Below are 17,982 nucleotides of genomic sequence, written 5' to 3' on the forward strand. Positions count from 1 at the left end.
ACAGGAATAAAAAGAACGTATTACCGAAAATTTTCACTTCACCTTTTTACTTATGGGGGAATAAAAGATGATGAAATTAAAACAACATTACTTCACCTTTTTTCAAAATTACGGAGCTGAACCAACGGAAGTTTACTTAGACCAATTAGCTAAGGCTCTTCAGTGTTCAACTCGACATACTAAATCAATTATTAAGCAGATGCAGGCGGAAAACTGGATTCAATGGGATCCCAACCCTGGCCGAGGTAACGCATCAACTTTGACACTTTTAAAAAAGCCCACAGAAATTGAAGAGCAACAAGTTCAAGAGTGGATTAAGCATGGCCAAATATCTAAAGCTCTTAAGTGGATGGAAAAACAAGAGACGTTAGAAGAATCATTCGTTAATTGGTTGGAGAATCACTTTCAATGGACACCATCTACGAAACATAACGAAGGGTTGGACGTATTAAGCTACCCTTACTACTATCCACTTCATTCTCTCGTACCTTGGGAAAGCACAACACGTCACGAAGGTCATATTATTGAGCATATATTTAATTGTTTAGTCAAGTTTGATCAAGAAACACAGACACTTGCTCCAGAATTGGCTCACCACTGGGAGTCTAAAGACAATAGCCGCGTTTGGAGAATTTATTTACGAAAAAGGCTCTTTTTTCATAACGGAAAAGCCATTACATCATCTGAGATTCGTGATAATGTGCGAATTTGGAAAGAAAAACAACTAGCTGCTTGGAAACGCCAGATGATCGAACAAATTCAAGAGATCAATACGCCAACTTCAACATTAATTGAATTTAAACTAGAACAACCCAATCCATTATTTATGCAGTTGTTTACCGGACACAAAGCCAGTATTATTCCTGTTTCGGACTACTTAGAAGAACCAAATAAATTTCGCTATCATCCAATCGGAAGTGGTCCATATTTGATTAAAAGTCACAACCAAGGCCACTTAATCTTAGAAGCCTTTCAAAACTACTTTGGTTATAGACCGCTTTTAGATAAAGTTGAATTGTACAGCATTCCGAAAAAACCAATCTCACCTCAACGTCAAATTCATTATCGAATTGTGAATGAAGATACGTTAAATGTTAATAAGAAGGATTGGTTTCGACCACAACTTGGTGGAACCTTCATAGCTGTTAATCACCAAAAATCAGGGATTCACCAACACCCTGAGTTCAGAAAACATCTATCATATTTATTGGATCGACCAAAACTCTTCAAACATCATCCACACCATGATGTTTGGTTTCCTGATAGTATGTTTGACCCACAAGCTAGGCCCTTAAGACAGCATTCAAACTACGAAGCTGCCAAGAAGTGGTTTAAAGATCAAGGTTTTATAGGTAAAACTCTGACTTTAACATCGACTTGTCTTAAGCATGATGCATATTTTAAGTACGAACTCGAAGTTTTAAAAGAAGTTTTTGAAGAGGTTGGCATTAACCTTGAAACTAGAGTCGTCGATATTTTTGAACTTTCGAAAGAAGAAAATCTGAATCAAACGGACTTAGTCATAGCAGGATTCAGTTTAGGTGATAACCCATTAGTATCATTAATGAATGCATACACTTCTAACACCAGCTTCATTTGTAATACGATCCCTGATGAAGCAAGAACACATCTTAATTCATTATTGGATACTGTATGGAAAAGTTCAGATACTCAATCTGCTTACCAAAACTTAAGAGAGATAGAGGAATTTTTACTTGATGAATACTTCACCATTTTCCTTTATCAAAGGAAAATTCATATTAGTGTAGAAGCAGATGAACGATTACAAGGCATAGAAATTAACTTAAACAACAGATTGAGTTATCATAAGTTATGGTACAAATTTTAAATTAGAGAATAAATGCACTGAAATAGATAATAAAAGTCGGTAATTAGATAATAAAATCTAAATATGGATAATATATCGACAAAATAGATAATAAATCGTTAGGAAGGGATATTACATATGGAACAACACCGCATTGACCCTAATAATGGTCTTGAATTTGGACTATACACGCTAGGCGATCACTTGCCTGAACCGCACACGGGAGAGCGAATTTCTGCTGAACAGCGGATTCATGAAATCATCGAGCTCGCTCAGCTTGCTGAGCAGGCTGGGATTGACTTTTTTAGCGTCGGGGAAAGTCATCAGGATTTTTTCACGACGCAAGCTCACTCAGTGGTGTTGGCAGCGATTGCTCAAGCAACAGAGAAAATTAAAATTTCAAGCTCGTCTACCATCATCAGCACCCTGGATCCTGTGCGTGCATACGAAGATTTTGCAACGCTTGACCTGATTTCCAAAGGCCGTGCTGAGATGGTAGCAGGACGTGCATCGCGTATCGGTAATTTTGAATTGCTTGGCTATAGCCTTAGGGATTACGAGGAATTATTTGAGGAAAAATTTGATCTGTTACTTCAAATCAATGAGAATGAAGTCGTTAATTGGGAAGGGCAATTCCGTGCTCCTCTTCGTAATGCGAGGGTGCTTCCAAGGCCTAAAAACGGATCGATCCCGATCTGGCGGGCGGTAGGTGGAAATCCATCTAGTGCCCGAAAAGCGGGTGCTGCTGGCGTGCCGATGTATTTAGCACACTTAGGAGGCCCAGCCACGGTCTTTAAACGCTCGATTGATACCTATCGTGATGCGCTTGAAAAAAGCGGCTACGATCCTAATGAATTCCCAGTATCAACTGCTGGATTTTTCTATACAGCTGAAACGACACAACAGGCGCAGCGCGAGATTTATCCTCACGTCAATGAGGGAATGAAACGCACGAACGGACAAGGGTTCCCGAAACAACACTTCGCACAGGGCGCTGACCCGCGTGATGTGATGAATATCGGAAGCCCGCAAGAAGTCATTGAAAAAATACTGTATCAGCACGAATTGTTCGGTCACCAACGTTACATTGCGCAAATGGATTTTGGTGGCGTGACGTTTGATAAACTAAAACGCAATATCGAGACGATTGCTACGGAAGTTTTACCAGCCATCCGTAAGTACACGAAGAAAAATTAGGAGGTTAACTGATGAAGATTGTTGCGATCTCCGGCTCTATCGTTGGCTCGAAAACACGAACAGCGATGGATTATACCGTCCAATCTATAACTAAACAATACCCTGATCATGAAGTTACATTAATTGATTTAGCCGATTACGACCTTCAATTCAGTGACGGCCGTAACTACCTCGAATACGAAGGTGATACAGGCTATGTTACCAAAACGATAATGGAAGCTGATGCAATCCTCATTGGAACGCCAATCTTTCAAGCATCGATTCCTGCAACGTTGAAAAATATTTTTGACCTCCTGCCTGTGAATGCTCTCCGCGACAAAGTCGTAGGAATGCTCGCAACAGCAGGGTCACCAAAGCACTTTTTAATCTTAGAAAATCAACTTAAGCCTATTTTAGGATATATGAAAGCTCAAATTGTACAATCCTATGTATTTATTGAGGAAGAAGATTTCGAGCGAAAAGAAATTATTAACCATGATGTGCTATTCCGCATTGATCGGTTAGTGCAAGATACCGTCGTCTTAACCGAGACATATCAACGAATGCGTGAAGAAGAAGCGAAATATGATTTTTAACAGAACAGGTCAGGCTCTCTCATCGTTGCCTGGCCTGTTCTATTCTGCCCCTCTTTTAAAAATTAGCGACGATTATACTATCAAATAATATTTTTAATAGAAATCTTACAATCGTCCACCGTAAATCTCAAAAATTTCATATAATAGAATGTAAGATTTCTCTAAGGAGGGATTTAATGAAACTATATTTAGACCCCGGTCACGGCGGAAGAGACCCTGGCGCAAGTGGTAGTGGTTTAGTAGAGAAGAGTGTTAATTTAGACATTGCCCTTCGAATACGCTCACTGTTAAATCAAACTTATGATAATGTAGAAGTCAAAATGAGCCGTACCAGTGATCAGTATAAAAGTTTAACCCAAAGAACGAATGAAGCTAATTCTTGGGAAGCGGACTTTTATTTATCCATTCACTGTAATGCGTTCAACGGCAGTACCAGGGGTTATGAAGACTATATTCATAGTAGTCTGTCAAACTCTTCACAGACTGCGCAATACCGTGATGTTATTCATGAAGAGATCACCGATGCGATTTCTTTAAGAAATAGAGGAAAGAAAAAAGCTAACTTCCATGTCTTAAGAGAAACAAACATGTCTGCTATGTTAACTGAAAATGGTTTTATTGATAACACTCAGGATGCTAAATTGCTAGAGGATCCTGGATTCCGTCAAAAAGTCGCACAAGGCCACGTCAATGGTTTGGCTAAAGCCTTTGACCTTAAGCCTAAAGAAACCGATGATACTGGTGGTTTGTACAAAATTATTGCTGGTTCCTTCCAAGCTAAAGAAAACGCTGAACGCCGTGTTCAGTTTTTAGAAGACCGAGGCATTGAAGCATTCCCGATGGCTGTTACGATATCAGGTAAGACTTGGTATCGTGTTCAAGCCGGTGCCTTTCAGAGTAGGGAAAATGCTGAAAATCATCTCAATCGTGTCAAATCTGCTGGAATTAAAGATGCCTATATTAAAAACGAACCTAATGAAACCTCTTCACCAGCCCCAAAAGAACCCGACCAACCAGAAGAACCTGATGATACAAATGGATACGCGATTCAGGGCGACACGATGTTGTCACCTGAACTTATGAATCGTTTTGTAAAAGTGTTCAATTCTGATGCCATCGAGATTGCCGAATATTACCTACATTTTGGCGAAAGATACGGCATTCGAGGAGACATCGCTTTTGCCCAAGCCCTTCATGAGACAAATTACTTTAAATTCACTGGAGTTGTGCAACCAGATCAAAACAACTACGCCGGGATTGGTGCTACGAGTGACGAAAACCCAGGTGCGAGCTTTGAATCACCAGAAGAGGGTGTGTTAGCGCACATCCAACACCTTTATGCTTATGCAACTTCACAAGCATTACCGGATGATGCGCCCTTAGTCGACCCGCGCTTTGACTTAGTCACCCGAGGCAGTGCTCCGAGCTGGACTGATTTGAACGGAAAATGGGCTGTGCCAGGTGACAACTATGGTCAATCCATTTTAGATATTTACACACGTATGGTTGATTTTGCGATAGAGACATTAGAGAACACAAAAGATCAAATTACGTAAAAAGAACTGAGAGCTCATCTCAGTTCTTTAACTATTTATTCTGGAATGTATGGTAAATCCCCATCCTCCGGGATATTAATGACGTGCGTATTCGTATATGCTAAAAGGCCTTGCTCCCCGTATTCACGTCCAATGCCTGACTGTTTAACTCCACCAAATGGAAAACGCACATCCAAGCCTTGAACGGCTGCTGTATTAATCATCGTTGTACCAGCTTCAATATATTTGGCTACTTCAATGGCGTGCCTTCTATTTAACATTAAGGTACTTTCTATTGTTGTTTGGAGCTCCCTTATTTACGTTTAGGCACTTTCTATTTACATTTAAACGCTTTTTATTAACGTTTGTGTCCTCCCAATTGAAATTAAAAATGGACTTTAATCAAATAAACGGACTCATTTAAATGTTCCAAAGTTGGCGTATAGCCTTGTTCTTCCAAGAATCTCTTCATATCATCGGATGCAATTCGCTCATGAAGCGGTGGACCTGATTCTGATTCAACCGCTTCCCAGTCGATGATTAACAAGCTTCCGCCACTTTTGATAATTCGTTTAAATTCATTAAGCGCGACTTCCATCTTCGGAATTTCATGCATGACAAACGCAATGATGCCTTTATCCGCTACATCATCACTCAGATTAATGTCTTGTAAATCACTTTCGACATATTCAATATTTGTTTGATTTTTGGATTCAGCATGTTCCTTCAGTAAATCTAACATCTTGGGCTCAATATCAACTGCTAATACTTGATTAACTTGCTCTGAAAAAGGCACTGTAAAGAACCCGTTCCCAGCTCCAAAATCCGCTACAACATCTTCGGAATGAAGATCCATCAATTCCATGACCCGTTTCAAATTCAAACTTTCTTGTCGCTCTTCGCTTAACAGCTTGTCCGCTTTTTTCGGATCAAAACGATGACCGTGTCCATGCATCCTATCAACTCCTTAATTTATTTCACTTATAGTATTCCCAACTATCGTCATAACAACAAGAGGATGACAAATCTCATCCTCTTGTTATACCCGTAGCGCTCCCCGTCGAAACGCCTCCAAATGATTAAGCGACGCATCTCGTAATTGCGTGAACACAAATCTAACATCATTCGGTATATCTAAATTTAGAAAACGATTATACATTGAGATATTATCAATTTCTCCCTCAACACCCTCATCAAAAGCCTGCTTCAATGTTATTGGTGTCATCACGTATTGTCTTGAATCATCTTCTGGAATCGGTATTTGGTATTGATTAAATAGCGGAATTAAAGCATTAATATGCCGAACTTCCGCCTGTTGTATTTGTGTAAAAGGTCTGACAGCTCCAAACTCATTAATAACAACTTGATACCTTGATTGTGCTAAGTACTCATCTTGAATGGCATACGTTAACATTTGACTTAAATCAAGCGCAGAAGCACTAAGCGCTCCTTTTGCACCGTAACTTTCAACACCTTGGCGTAAGTACATCGATCTCTCTCCTAGTTAATAATCTTTCTCTAATTTATGTATTAACTTGGGATTATGTTATACCATTTCAGAAGTATATGGAAAAAATAGCAAGTGATCTCACTTCTGAAATCACCTGCTATTTGACTTACTATCCATTTTTATATGATTTATTTTGATAAATGGAATCCTTTTGTTTTCGATCTTCAATCCATTGTTGTAAGCGTGTTGTTTTCCATTCAACCAAAGGCTGAGTAACAGTCATTACCCAATTTGATGTTAGTAACCATACAATTGCACCTGCTACACAGGCTAGTGCTATAATATCTAGGCTTTCATTTAATTGGAACAGCTCAGCCTGTCGTGTAGCTTGAATGATGATGCCATGCAACAGATAAACGTATAACGTATACTGACCTAAATGGGTAAAAGTAAACCTTCTTTGAGGGACTAAGGCCAATACCGAAAATACCATTAATAGCGCTAAGGCATATAATCCAAAACGACTTAAAATACCAATTGACTGAAGTTCAATCGCTTGATATGAATAAGAGCCAAACAATAACTCAGATGGAATCATTGGGTAAAAATAACTGATCACAAACGATGTCACTAGGATACTCACAGCCATGATTTTATATTTTGCATATTGTAACTGGAATAATTGCCCTTTACTTAGCCAATACCCCATTAAGAAAAACGGGAAGAATACAAAGGTTCTAGATAAACTTAAACCATGCCCAATAAAAGGTATGACTCCAATTAACAGTCCAACACAAAAGGCGATAGCAATCCCCGCTAATGGTGGTAATTTTTTAAACCAAATTAATAGAATGTGCCAGCTAAATAAACTAACTAAAAACCACAAACTCCATTGAGGCTCATAAAACCCTATATACCAATCACCATTTCCAGCTAGAGTATAGCTTATGGTATAAAACACTTGGAAAATAACAAACGGTATGAGCAAACGTTTTAATAGTTTAGATAAATGAGAATGATCTCGAGCCCCACTTGCAAAAAAACCACTAATTAGAACAAACCCCGGGATATGAAATATATAAATCCATTGATATAGAACATCTGCACTGACTAAGTTCCCTTTCAGAGGTTGAATCAAGTGGCCAAAAACAACCAAGAAAATGAAAAGGAGTTTGGCATTATCAAAATAAGCTTCTCGTTGCATACAGTATCTCCCTTTTCATACACTTTTACCTTCACTATACCCCACTTATTTTCACAACCAAACGACTTTTAATAGATTGTAAATGGATTGTTATACGATTGAAAAAACCGAGAACCTTTTAAGGGGTACCTCGGTTTCAATATTTTACAGGATTACATAAAAAACTGATTGAGTTTGTGGTAAAGTTAGATTATTCAAATTAATTTAAAGTAGGTGAGCCATATGGAATCTAAACTAATCATCCTACGCGGAAATTCTGGAAGCGGAAAAACGACTATTGCTAAAAGCCTTCAAGAACACTTTGGTAGAGGCACACTGGTAGTCTCTCAAGATACCGTTCGTAGAGACATGTTAAAAGTTCAAGACCGAGAGGGAAACCTTTCCATTGATTTGATCCGTCAAATCGCTGAATACGGAAAGGGAAATTGTGAGTTTGTCATTGTAGAAGGAATTTTATATAGCAAGCGATACGGTGATATGCTGAAAGATTTAATTCAATTTTACAATCAAAAAGCCTGTACATACTACTTTGATCTACCTTTTGAAGAAACCGTTAAACGCCACAACTCACGCGAAAAGGTAAATGAATTCGGTGAAGATTCCTTACGCAGGTGGTGGAATCTTCAGGACTACCTTGAGGTAGAGGGTGAAACGTTAATAACTAAAGATATGTCACATAATGATATTTTAAATTTAATTCTTGGCCAATGTTAGAGTTGCTCGTCCTCCGCATAGAACTTCTTATACTTTGGTTGAAACACTAAATAAACATAAAACAATGCACTGATTAACATCAATGAAGATAATCCTATGATGGTAACCCTTAATGATATTAAATCACCCAGTAAACCTACCAACAGGATAAGTATTACTTGTAAGGCACTTTGGATCAACTGGATTATACTCGTCACTCGCCCCATTAAGTCAGTTTGTACATTGTTTTGATAGAATGTTGAAATCCCTGCATTTAAAAATACTAAAAAGAAGCCCAGTAACATGAAACCAATGGTTATAGATGCGAAAGACCAAGAAAAAGCGTAAATCACATAACCCACCGATGCCATAACAATTCCAATACTAATCATAAAACGAATTGAGAAATGCTTGGAGAAAATAGATAGAATCAATCCTCCAACAACAGAACCAATTCCGGTTATACTAACCAACCAACTATACTCCACTTCTGATAATCCAATCACTTGTTGAGCAAATACGACCTCTTGTGCATCCATCGCAAAAGTCGCTACCATAACAAAGACAAACCCTAAATAGACGATTGCAATATATTTATGGACTGCCATAAATTGTTTTACCACAACAAAATCCTGTTTAACCTGGCTCAAGGTCAATTTAGGAATCGTACTCTTATCAATATTTTCATTGTTAGGAATTAATAAAAGCAATAAAGCTGCAATTATGAAGAATAACCCATTAATCCAAAGTGTTGATTGGATGCTCGTTAATAAAATGAGCCCACCACCAATGGAGGGACCAATAATAAAAGCAGACGATGACGTAAAGCTTCGAATCGAATTAAATTGCTTCCTCATACTTTTTGAAATCGTTAAAGTGATGTAAGTCGTTGATGAAGGACCAAAGAAGGCATTCGCCATATTAAGGATGACCAATATGACATAAATCAAGGCGACATGAGACACAAACGGTAACATCATAATGAACAGTCCACGAACGATATATGTTTGAATCATAATATGACGTTTACTACGAAAATCTATGTAACTACCTGTCCAAAGTTTCATCACGATGTTGGTTAATGGTCCAATTAACCAAAGTGTTGCAACTGCCGTAGCAGAACCTGTCATATCAAATACAAGTATATTAATCGTCACTAGGTATATAAAATTTCCGATATTCCCAAGCCCTAAGGAAGCCAAGAGAATAGCGGGATTTCTCCACTCATTCTTCATAATTGATCTTCTCCTCTTGGCCTCAAGGGTAACATATTAATTATTTTAAATATGAAGAAAATATGAAAATTTTCTGAATATAAGTTCGAAAATTGTTACTTTATGCAACACTTTTTCTACTTTATGAGCTACTTTGTCACGTTTATACGCCCCTTTTTGAGTTTACGAGTTACTTTTTCTATTTTATGAGCCCTTTTAAAACCGTTTATGCGCTATTTTTGAATTTAAAAAAGACTAATTCTCTTCATCATCTTCCACATACTCAATAATATCCCCTGGCTGACAGTCCAATGCCTTACAAATGCCTTCTAATGTTGAGAATCTGATGGCCTTCGCTTTACCATTTTTCAAAATAGAGAGGTTAGCCATGGTAATTCCAACTCTTTCAGAAAGTTCTGTGACACTCATCTTCCGTTTTGCTAACATGACATCTATGTTAATAACAATTCCCATGATCTCACCTCACACTGTTAAGTCATTTTCTGTTTTAATTTCAAGCGCACTTTTCATAACCTTCTGTAACACAGAAGCAAAGACTGCAATGACGAATGATGCAAAAATAATCACTAACCCCATTAGAATCACGCCGGGAGCATCATCCTTCTCACCAAAAATATAAATAAGCGGCATCATTAAGACATAAACCCCACTGATTGTTAGTGCACATTGTTTAATAATTTTTAAGGCATGAACTGACAAATCTGAGAACGCTTCATTGTGGTCAATGTAAGTTAGTAATCGCCAAGCTTGATATAGTGCATAGAAAAATGGAATAGCGGAAACATACATTCCGATTATAATTGGATACATGACCCATTTCACGAACGTTGGATTATCTGCCAAGTTAATCGCAACCATTGGTAAAACAGTGACGCATACGGTTAATACAGCTAATCCAATTAAAATAATAACCAACTTAAGGAAAGTTGTAGAGCTTTTCTTCAAAACGTTCACCTCATTTTTTAGTCTTACTTTTGATTATAGATAAAAATTTATTGATTATCAATAAATTTTTAAGAAAATAACACTTATCATCTTCAACACTTATCCCTGTGTTCTCAAGTTCCTTTTTTTATTAATATCAAAATAATAATCAAAAAAATTTGATTTATTAGTTGTATATCAAATTTTTTTGATATACAATTAAAAATACATCAAAATATCTTGATATATAATAGAAAGGTCGATGATGAATGTCTCCTATTACTGAAGATTTACAAAGTACTTTTCAATATTACGAAAAAACCTTTAAAGCCTTAGCCGATCAAAAAAGATTGCACTTACTTAACTTATTAGCTGCATCAAACAATGATTCAATCTGTGTATGCGACTTAGCTGAAGATATGGGGATGGCACAATCCAAGCTTTCTTATCACCTAAAAATTTTATTACAAGCAAATTTAATTATTCAGGAGAAAAAAGGAACTTGGAGTTATTATTCTTTAAATCATGATGAAATAAATAATGTGCTTTCCGAAGAGCTTTGTTGTTTATTTCGCAAATCAAACGATGAAAAAACAATTAACAGTTGTTCTTGTGACAACTAGTAAAGGAGCGGTTATATGATAAAAACATTACCTACTATAATCATTGGAGCTGGACCAGTCGGGCTTGCTGCCGCAGCACATTTATACGAATATGATGAGTCATTCCTAATCCTTGAAAAAGGAGATCAACCTGGCAGCCACATCCTTGAATGGGGTCATGTTCAGTTGTTTTCACCTTGGGAGTTTAATATTGATCAGGCAGCTAAAAAACTGTTAAAACAAACAAACTGGATTGAACCAGATCCTAGTCACTTACCTAGTGGTTATGAATTAGTGAATCAATATTTAAAACCATTGTCAGAAACTAAAGAGTTAAACCAACAGATTCTTTTGAATGCTGAAGTTGTAAATATTACGAGAAAAAATATCGATAGGATGAAATCTAACGATAGAGAAAATCAACCGTTTATCATTTACACCAAGCTCGAAGGGGCAATCAAGAAATTTGAAGCTAAAGCGGTCATTGACGCAACAGGAACATGGAATCATCCGAATCCACCATTTGCAGATGGCGTTTGGAGAAACGAATCATTAACAGAAAGCATTCATACCCACATCCCTAACGTCTTTGAAGAAAAAGAAACATATCAAAATAAACATATTGCTGTCATTGGCAGTGGACATTCAGCACAAAACTCATTAAACGATCTTATCGAACTCAAAACTCAATATCCGAAGACTAAAATTTCATGGATTGTTCGAAAGCAAAATATTCAAGATACTTTTGGCGGTGAAGATCATGATGAGCTTGAAGCTAGAGGTAAATTAGGTTCAAAAACCCATCAATTGGTTGACCAAGGCCTAATTAATGTGTATTCCAATTTTTATGTTGATGACATCATTGAACAAAATGGCTCCTTTTCCATTCAAAGTAGTCACGATATCATCATCAACGATGTAGATGAAATTATTGTTAACACAGGAGCAAGACCGGATTTTTCGTTTTTATCTGAGATCAGACTTGAAATAGATCCTGCAGTACAAAGCACCCCACAACTAGCTCCTTTAATTGATCCAAACCTTCATAGTTGCGGGACAGTACGACCACATGGCGAAAAAGAATTAAAACAACCTGAGAAAGGCTTTTATATTGTAGGTGTTAAAAGTTACGGTAGAGCTCCAACTTTCCTAATGACAACAGGTTACGAGCAAGTTCGTTCCATAGCTGCATATATAGCTGGGGACCTGGAAGAGGCCACTAAAGTTAAATTAAAACTCCCTGAAACTGGGGTATGTCAGGTTAACTCTACACAACATCAACTAATAGAATCCAATAACTCATGTGGATGTTCTTAAAGTTTTAAAAGATGACAATAGAATCTAGGAGTGATTATGATGGTGATTAATCAATCGGGGAATTTAAGAAAAGACTATTTTGTTTCTTATATGAAATTACTCATGAATACTATGAATTGCACTGTTGACGAAGCCAAGGCAATCACTTTTCTTCGAATTTTCGATAATAATAAGCACCATTTAGGTGATTTTAGTTATCAGGAGTTTAGTAAAGCATACGAAGAACTAAAAGACTGAAGAAAATATTCTATACATCGTCAAATACCTTAACTGCTTTTGATTACAATAGATGATATAATTTAAATCGATTCAAACAAAGGAGTGACCCCATAGATGAAATTAAAATTAGTTCTAGCCATATTATCAATCTCGGTGATCTTGGCTGGCTGCGGACAAGACGCATCTTCAAATGAAAATGATGTTGATATTAAGCAGTTAGTGAAAGATTATAGTACTGACGAAATAACAGAAGGTTCTGCTTCCATCACTTCTGAGCAACTGATTACTCAAGACCCAGATGGAAATGAACAGGTTTATGATTTACCAGAAGATGAGTTTTTTGTCTCGATTGCACCGTACGTGAATCAAACACATCCTTGTGCCAACCATAGCTTAACGGGGTGCCAGGGTGAAATGGCAGAAGAAACTTTTGATGTCTATATTGAGGACCAAGATGGTAATGTCATGGTAGATGAGGAAGTTGAAGCGTTTAAGAACGGCTTCTTTGATTTATGGCTTCCTCGTGATCGAACATATAACGTTACAATAAAACATGGTAATAAAGTTGTTGAACAAGAGGTATCAACTTTTGAATCGGACGGGACTTGTATTACAACGATGCAATTGTCTTAAAACTAGTTATATAAAAACCACAAAACAAATTATTTAAACCACCTTCATCGTTTCTGCGATTTGAAGGTGGTTTTTTGTCTTCATAAGCCCCATATTCTTATCTATTGTTTAAAATCTATAAAAGTATCACTGACCTTCACTGAGCTTCACTGACTGATCTAAATGGCTCTCATCCTCTCTCAGTAAGTTTTGAAAATTCTATATACACTGCTACAATGCATTTTAATAAAACACGACTTAGGGAGGAATGTATTTTGTCTAAAGATCAAATCAGATTAGTAGATACTGATATTCACGAACGCGTTCAATATGAAGATATTCTAGAATATCTTGATGAACCTTTTAAGCATTACATTAAAAATTGTCATTGGGTTCAAGAAAAACATATGCCATACACACAACCATCTGTAGCTGGGGTGGATCGTGCAGATACCGTTGTTCCTGACGGGCGTCTACCAGGTACGGATCTAGCGTTTATGCAAGAGCAACTATTAGATGATTTAGATCACGAGTATGGCGTTTTAACGAGTGCACTTGATCCATCTCCATCTTCTATGCACGGTTGGTATGAGATGGCGACCGCTTTAGCGTCTGCCTATAATGATTGGCAAATTAACAATTGGTTAGAGAAAGATGACCGATTATATGGATCAGTTCATATTAATGCACATGATCGTGACGGTGCCATTAAAGAGATTGAAAGAGTTGGTTCACACCCGAAAATGGTTCAAGTTTTACTACCAATTGACGACATTATGTGGGGTGACCCGTTCTACCATCCAATCTTTGAAGCTTGTGAAAAGCACAATTTAATGATTGGTATGCACCATAATGAACCACCTGTATATTACGGGAAATGGCCGAGATATTTCATTGAATGGCATACGCTAATCTCAACCGCTCATATGAAAATTGTTACCAACATGATTTTTAACGGGGTTTTCGATAAATTTCCAAACCTAGGACTAATGATGATTGAAGGTGGTTACACTTGGATTCCACATTTAATGTGGAAGATGGACCAACAATATCGAGACCTCCGTCATGAAGTACCTTGGTTAAAGAGAAAACCAAGTCAAATCTTTAAAGATCAAATCCGGGTCACAACACAGCCCGCAGAAGAACTGACGAAACATGAATTTGAATCACTTGTTGAGCAAATGGGTAGTGATGAAATATTATGCTTCTCGACGGACTATCCACACTGGGACTATGATTCTCCAACGCGTGCATTGCCGAATATGGACCCAGACCTTAAAAGGAAAATATTTGCCGATAACGCAAAGGCATTTTATCCAAAACTGCCCTAATTTGAAGGAGGATGAATCATGAAAGAACAAGTCGTATGTAAAACTACTGATATTGAACCTGGTGAGATGATGAAATCTGATTTCGGTAAACAAAATGTCTTGGTTTGTCGGACATTAGATGGTGAATTTTATGCATTCAGAAACGAATGTACACACCAAGGTGCCCCTTTGGATAAAGGGATGATTTGTGGTGCCACAACGGAAGAGAGTAAGCCCGGTGACTACCACTACTGCAGAAAAGGAGAAATTATTCGTTGTCCTTGGCATGGAAGAGAATTTGATATTAAAAATGAAGGTAGAATGCTAGCCAACCCTAATAAAAAATTACCAGGTTTTAAATTAAGAATAGAAGACGATGATGTCATCGTTTACAAATAAACATTAGAAGGTGATGATCTATGGAAGATTCTGAGCAAGTCACTGACACAATCATAATTGGAGCAGGGCCTGCCGGATTATTTGCTGCCTTTTACGGTGGAATGCGTGAAATGTCCGTTAAAGTCGTTGACAGTTTACCTCAGATAGGTGGCCAGTTGATGGCTCTGTATCCTGAAAAATATATTTATGATGTTGCTGGATTCCCTAAAGTTTTAGCAAAAGATTTAGTTCAACAACTAGAAGAACAAGCAAAACAATTTGATCCTGCCATTTGTTTAGAAGAAGATGTTCAAGATGTACAAAAGCTTGATGAGCAATTATTTAAAGTCATAACGACTAAAACAGTCCATTATGCGAAAACGATCATTATTACAAGTGGCGCCGGGGCCTTTCAGCCTCGACGTTTGAAACTTGAGGAAGCAGAAAAATTTGAGGGGAAAAACCTGCACTATTCGATTTCTGATCTTCAAGCCTACAAAGATCAAAAAGTCTGCATAACAGGTGGCGGTGATTCGGCTGTTGATTGGGCGCTTATGTTAGAAGGGATTGCCGAAGAAGTGACACTAGTTCATCGGAGGGATCAATTTAGAGCTCACGAACACAGTGTCAATCAATTATTAGAATCAACGGTTCAAGTTAAAACACCCATGGTCATCGATCAACTAATCGGTGATTATAAGATTGAAAGTCTAGCCTTAAAGAAAAGCAAAGGTGATCGTAAGGAAAATCTAGATATTGACACCTTAATCGTTAATTATGGATTCGTTTCAAGTTTAGGCGCCATTAAAGAATGGGGCTTAACATTAGAGAAAAATTCTATTGTCGTCAATGAAAAAATGGAAACGAATATTGCTGGAATTTATGCCGCTGGTGATATTACGACTCACGCTGGAAAAGTGAAACTCATCGCATCTGGTTTTGGTGAGGCTCCAACTGCCATCAGTCAGGCTAAACATTATATTGACCCAAATGTAAAAGTGCAGCCACCACATAGTACAAGAGTTTTAAGTGGAGTCTAATCAGGTAATTTACAGTTTAGAACAGAAGGAGAATTAAGAGATGACGTTAGATAAAATGTTCATTAATGGAAAGTGGATTGAAGCCAACAGTTGTCAAACGCGCGAAATTATTAATCCATTTAACCAAGAAGTTATTGCAACCGTCCCAGAAGGTGATGAATCTGATGCTAAAGAGGCTATTGATGCAGCCAAAAAAGCATTTGATGAAGGTGACTGGAGCTCAACACCTGCTATAGAGCGCGGGCAAATTGTCCGTAAAATTGCAGAATTGATAGAACATGATAAAGAAGAATTAGCAACCTTGGAATCATTAGATACCGGAAAGACAGTTGAGGAAAGTCGTGGAGATATGGATGACATTGCTGGAGTCTTTCGTTATTATGCGGAGATTGCGGATCAAAATGGTGGCGAATTAATCGAATCACCTATTCCAAATTCTGAAAGCCTTGTCGTTCATGAACCGGTAGGAGTATGCGGACAAATTACGCCTTGGAACTACCCGTTACTTCAAGCTTCATGGAAACTAGCACCTGCATTAGTCACTGGCAATACGCTAATCATGAAACCAAGTGAAATCACACCATTAACGACCATAAAAATATTTGAATTAATCGAAAAAGCCGGAGTGCCAAAAGGAGTTGCTAACCTCGTACTTGGAGCAGGTCACACAGTCGGTGCTGAACTTTCGAGAAATTACGATGTTGACTTAATTTCGTTCACAGGTGGAATTGAAACTGGGAAAAAAATAATGCAAGCAGCAAGTGATAATGTGAAAAAGCTAGCACTTGAACTCGGCGGAAAAAATCCAAATGTCATATTTGCTGATGCAGATTTTGATACAGCCGTTGACCAAGCTATGAATGCTGTCTTTTTCCACGCAGGTCAAATTTGTTCAGCTGGAACAAGAATCATAATAGAAGAAAGAATTCACGACCAATTTATTGAAGCATTAGTAGAACGCGTGAAAAAAATTAAGATCGGTAATGGTTTTAATGAAGAGACTCAAATGGGGCCACTTATTTCTGCAGAACATCTTGAGAAAGTCGAAAAGTATGTAGAAAAAGGTAAATCTGAAGGAGCAACTGTAGTCGTAGGAGGTAAACGCCCTGAAGATTCATCGCTCCAAGACGGCTTTTTCTATTTACCTACCATTTTCACGAACTGCACGACTGACATGAGCATCGTACAGGATGAAGCATTCGGTCCAATTATAACGGTTGAGACGTTCAGTACGGAAAATGAAGCCATGAAACTAGCAAATGACTCGATTTACGGATTAGCTGGCGGTGTCTGGACAAATGATATTGTAAAAGCCAAACGCTGTGCCGCAAAAATGCGAATGGGAACCGTATGGATCAATGAATTCAACTTATACTTCCCTCATGCACCATGGGGCGGTTTCAAACAATCAGGCATTGGCCGCGAACTAGGCACACTTGGACTAGAAGAATATACAGAAACGAAGCATGTTTTCCACAACTTAGAACCCGAACCTCTTAACTGGTTTGGGAACTAAAACACATTAATATATCTAGGTCCGATTCGACACACATTACTTCGATATAGTTATCTTAGATGCAATAACCCCCTTCAAAATTCAGAAGGGGGTTATTATTAATTTTGGTCAAAATCATCTGGATTTAATTCATCTGTTATATCTTCTTGTAGACTCTCACTTTTTTGATTATTACTCTCAAAATCATCCGGGTTTAATTCCTCGGCTTCTTTAGTTTTCTTGTAGCGATCCTGGCTGTTATTTTGAATTCGTTGATCTTTTCGATTCAAGGCGTTCCCTCCTCTAACTGTATGCACTGACTATAATTAGTTTGGTTAGAAGAAAGGACTATATGCATTATTAAGCTA

At 37.7% G+C, this 17,982-nt stretch carries 20 protein-coding genes and 1 pseudogene; 13 read left to right on the top strand and 8 right to left on the bottom strand.

The features are described from left to right. The first annotated feature begins 67 nt into the window (after positions 1–67). From EDC24_RS09530 to EDC24_RS09545, 4 genes are all read left to right on the top strand, one after another. Positions 68–1,849: an ABC transporter substrate-binding protein gene (locus tag EDC24_RS09530; RefSeq protein ID WP_124221981.1), complete on the top strand. Its 1,782-nt coding sequence runs from the start codon at positions 68–70 to the stop codon at positions 1,847–1,849. Between the two features lie 117 nt (positions 1,850–1,966). After that, positions 1,967–3,025 carry an LLM class flavin-dependent oxidoreductase gene (locus EDC24_RS09535; protein WP_124221983.1) on the top strand — a complete coding sequence of 353 codons (1,059 nt, stop codon included), beginning with the start codon at positions 1,967–1,969 and terminating at the stop codon, positions 3,023–3,025. 11 nt (positions 3,026–3,036) lie between these two features. Next, complete coding sequence (locus EDC24_RS09540) at positions 3,037–3,600, top strand: NADPH-dependent FMN reductase (RefSeq protein WP_124221985.1); 564 nt, start codon at positions 3,037–3,039, stop codon at positions 3,598–3,600. A 176-nt stretch (positions 3,601–3,776) separates the two neighbouring features. Next, positions 3,777–5,156 carry an N-acetylmuramoyl-L-alanine amidase gene (locus tag EDC24_RS09545; RefSeq protein WP_124221986.1) on the top strand — a complete coding sequence of 460 codons (1,380 nt, stop codon included), beginning with the start codon at positions 3,777–3,779 and terminating at the stop codon, positions 5,154–5,156. Between the two features lie 35 nt (positions 5,157–5,191). Here the strand turns inward: EDC24_RS09545 and EDC24_RS09550 are convergent. The 4 genes and pseudogenes from EDC24_RS09550 to EDC24_RS09565 form a co-directional block, all read right to left on the bottom strand. After that, positions 5,192–5,401, bottom strand: a pseudogene (locus tag EDC24_RS09550) (aldehyde dehydrogenase family protein); the annotation flags it as partial. Between the two features lie 119 nt (positions 5,402–5,520). Beyond that, positions 5,521–6,090 carry a class I SAM-dependent methyltransferase gene (locus EDC24_RS09555; RefSeq protein WP_124221988.1) on the bottom strand — a complete coding sequence of 190 codons (570 nt, stop codon included), beginning with the start codon at positions 6,088–6,090 and terminating at the stop codon, positions 5,521–5,523. Between the two features lie 84 nt (positions 6,091–6,174). Further along, a complete protein-coding gene (locus EDC24_RS09560; RefSeq protein WP_124221990.1) occupies positions 6,175–6,624 on the bottom strand; it encodes a ferritin-like domain-containing protein in 450 nt (149 codons plus the stop codon). A 130-nt stretch (positions 6,625–6,754) separates the two neighbouring features. After that, positions 6,755–7,789: an acyltransferase family protein gene (locus EDC24_RS09565; protein ID WP_124221991.1), complete on the bottom strand. Its 1,035-nt coding sequence runs from the start codon at positions 7,787–7,789 to the stop codon at positions 6,755–6,757. Positions 7,790–8,011: 222 nt separating this feature from the next. Between EDC24_RS09565 and EDC24_RS09570 the strand changes: the two genes are divergently transcribed. Then, complete coding sequence (locus EDC24_RS09570; RefSeq protein WP_124221993.1) at positions 8,012–8,503, top strand: kinase; 492 nt, start codon at positions 8,012–8,014, stop codon at positions 8,501–8,503. Here EDC24_RS09570 and EDC24_RS09575 read toward each other — a convergent pair. The 3 genes from EDC24_RS09575 to EDC24_RS09585 all read right to left on the bottom strand — a co-directional run bounded on the left by EDC24_RS09575 (position 8,500) and on the right by EDC24_RS09585 (position 10,662). Then, positions 8,500–9,717: an MFS transporter gene (locus EDC24_RS09575; RefSeq protein WP_124221995.1), complete on the bottom strand. Its 1,218-nt coding sequence runs from the start codon at positions 9,715–9,717 to the stop codon at positions 8,500–8,502. The two genes, EDC24_RS09570 and EDC24_RS09575, sit on opposite strands and share 4 nt — an antisense overlap. A 234-nt stretch (positions 9,718–9,951) precedes the next feature. Continuing rightward, on the bottom strand, positions 9,952–10,170 hold the full coding sequence (locus EDC24_RS09580) for a helix-turn-helix domain-containing protein (RefSeq protein WP_124221997.1): 219 nt from the start codon (positions 10,168–10,170) through the stop codon (positions 9,952–9,954). A 9-nt stretch (positions 10,171–10,179) separates the two neighbouring features. Next, positions 10,180–10,662: a DUF2975 domain-containing protein gene (locus EDC24_RS09585; RefSeq protein ID WP_211342363.1), complete on the bottom strand. Its 483-nt coding sequence runs from the start codon at positions 10,660–10,662 to the stop codon at positions 10,180–10,182. A 248-nt stretch (positions 10,663–10,910) separates the two neighbouring features. Between EDC24_RS09585 and EDC24_RS09590 the strand changes: the two genes are divergently transcribed. From EDC24_RS09590 to betB, 8 genes are all read left to right on the top strand, one after another. Next, on the top strand, positions 10,911–11,264 hold the full coding sequence (locus EDC24_RS09590) for an ArsR/SmtB family transcription factor (RefSeq protein WP_124221999.1): 354 nt from the start codon (positions 10,911–10,913) through the stop codon (positions 11,262–11,264). A gap of 15 nt (positions 11,265–11,279) precedes the next feature. Then, positions 11,280–12,560, top strand: coding sequence for an NAD(P)-binding domain-containing protein (locus EDC24_RS09595; protein ID WP_124222001.1), 1,281 nt, complete (start codon positions 11,280–11,282; stop codon positions 12,558–12,560). Positions 12,561–12,599: 39 nt separating this feature from the next. Then, a complete protein-coding gene (locus tag EDC24_RS09600) occupies positions 12,600–12,797 on the top strand; it encodes a hypothetical protein (protein ID WP_124222100.1) in 198 nt (65 codons plus the stop codon). Positions 12,798–12,893: 96 nt separating this feature from the next. Continuing rightward, entirely contained in the window at positions 12,894–13,412 is a 519-nt protein-coding gene (locus EDC24_RS09605) for a CueP family metal-binding protein (RefSeq protein WP_124222003.1), read from the top strand. 254 nt (positions 13,413–13,666) lie between these two features. Further along, entirely contained in the window at positions 13,667–14,722 is a 1,056-nt protein-coding gene (locus EDC24_RS09610; RefSeq protein WP_124222005.1) for an amidohydrolase family protein, read from the top strand. Positions 14,723–14,740: 18 nt separating this feature from the next. Continuing rightward, on the top strand, positions 14,741–15,100 hold the full coding sequence (locus tag EDC24_RS09615; protein ID WP_124222006.1) for a Rieske (2Fe-2S) protein: 360 nt from the start codon (positions 14,741–14,743) through the stop codon (positions 15,098–15,100). Between the two features lie 20 nt (positions 15,101–15,120). Further along, positions 15,121–16,119 (top strand): NAD(P)/FAD-dependent oxidoreductase, encoded by a 999-nt coding sequence (locus EDC24_RS09620; RefSeq protein WP_124222008.1) that lies wholly within the window; start codon positions 15,121–15,123, stop codon positions 16,117–16,119. A gap of 40 nt (positions 16,120–16,159) precedes the next feature. Beyond that, positions 16,160–17,635 (top strand): betaine-aldehyde dehydrogenase, encoded by a 1,476-nt coding sequence (betB, locus tag EDC24_RS09625; protein ID WP_124222009.1) that lies wholly within the window; start codon positions 16,160–16,162, stop codon positions 17,633–17,635. Between the two features lie 98 nt (positions 17,636–17,733). Here betB and EDC24_RS15180 read toward each other — a convergent pair whose 3' ends face one another. Then, entirely contained in the window at positions 17,734–17,904 is a 171-nt protein-coding gene (locus EDC24_RS15180) for a hypothetical protein (protein WP_170158535.1), read from the bottom strand. Between the last annotated feature and the right edge of the window lie 78 nt (positions 17,905–17,982).

Origin of the sequence: Aquisalibacillus elongatus, from assembly GCF_003843875.1 — a bacterium.
GTDB classification, from domain to species: Bacteria; Bacillota; Bacilli; order Bacillales; family Alkalibacillaceae; genus Aquisalibacillus; species Aquisalibacillus elongatus.

Bases quoted from the DNA above. Each gene is read 5' to 3' on its own strand.
- EDC24_RS09530 (WP_124221981.1), top strand. From the start codon at position 68: ATGATGAAATTAAAACAACATTACTTCACCTTTTTTCAAAATTACGGA.
- EDC24_RS09535 (WP_124221983.1), top strand. From the start codon at position 1,967: ATGGAACAACACCGCATTGACCCTAATAATGGTCTTGAATTTGGACTA.
- EDC24_RS09540 (WP_124221985.1), top strand. From the start codon at position 3,037: ATGAAGATTGTTGCGATCTCCGGCTCTATCGTTGGCTCGAAAACACGA.
- EDC24_RS09545 (WP_124221986.1), top strand. From the start codon at position 3,777: ATGAAACTATATTTAGACCCCGGTCACGGCGGAAGAGACCCTGGCGCA.
- EDC24_RS09555 (WP_124221988.1), bottom strand. From the start codon at position 6,090: ATGCATGGACACGGTCATCGTTTTGATCCGAAAAAAGCGGACAAGCTG.
- EDC24_RS09560 (WP_124221990.1), bottom strand. From the start codon at position 6,624: ATGTACTTACGCCAAGGTGTTGAAAGTTACGGTGCAAAAGGAGCGCTT.
- EDC24_RS09565 (WP_124221991.1), bottom strand. From the start codon at position 7,789: ATGCAACGAGAAGCTTATTTTGATAATGCCAAACTCCTTTTCATTTTC.
- EDC24_RS09570 (WP_124221993.1), top strand. From the start codon at position 8,012: ATGGAATCTAAACTAATCATCCTACGCGGAAATTCTGGAAGCGGAAAA.
- EDC24_RS09575 (WP_124221995.1), bottom strand. From the start codon at position 9,717: ATGAAGAATGAGTGGAGAAATCCCGCTATTCTCTTGGCTTCCTTAGGG.
- EDC24_RS09580 (WP_124221997.1), bottom strand. From the start codon at position 10,170: ATGGGAATTGTTATTAACATAGATGTCATGTTAGCAAAACGGAAGATG.
- EDC24_RS09590 (WP_124221999.1), top strand. From the start codon at position 10,911: ATGTCTCCTATTACTGAAGATTTACAAAGTACTTTTCAATATTACGAA.
- EDC24_RS09595 (WP_124222001.1), top strand. From the start codon at position 11,280: ATGATAAAAACATTACCTACTATAATCATTGGAGCTGGACCAGTCGGG.
- EDC24_RS09600 (WP_124222100.1), top strand. From the start codon at position 12,600: ATGGTGATTAATCAATCGGGGAATTTAAGAAAAGACTATTTTGTTTCT.
- EDC24_RS09605 (WP_124222003.1), top strand. From the start codon at position 12,894: ATGAAATTAAAATTAGTTCTAGCCATATTATCAATCTCGGTGATCTTG.
- EDC24_RS09615 (WP_124222006.1), top strand. From the start codon at position 14,741: ATGAAAGAACAAGTCGTATGTAAAACTACTGATATTGAACCTGGTGAG.
- EDC24_RS09620 (WP_124222008.1), top strand. From the start codon at position 15,121: ATGGAAGATTCTGAGCAAGTCACTGACACAATCATAATTGGAGCAGGG.
- betB (WP_124222009.1), top strand. From the start codon at position 16,160: ATGACGTTAGATAAAATGTTCATTAATGGAAAGTGGATTGAAGCCAAC.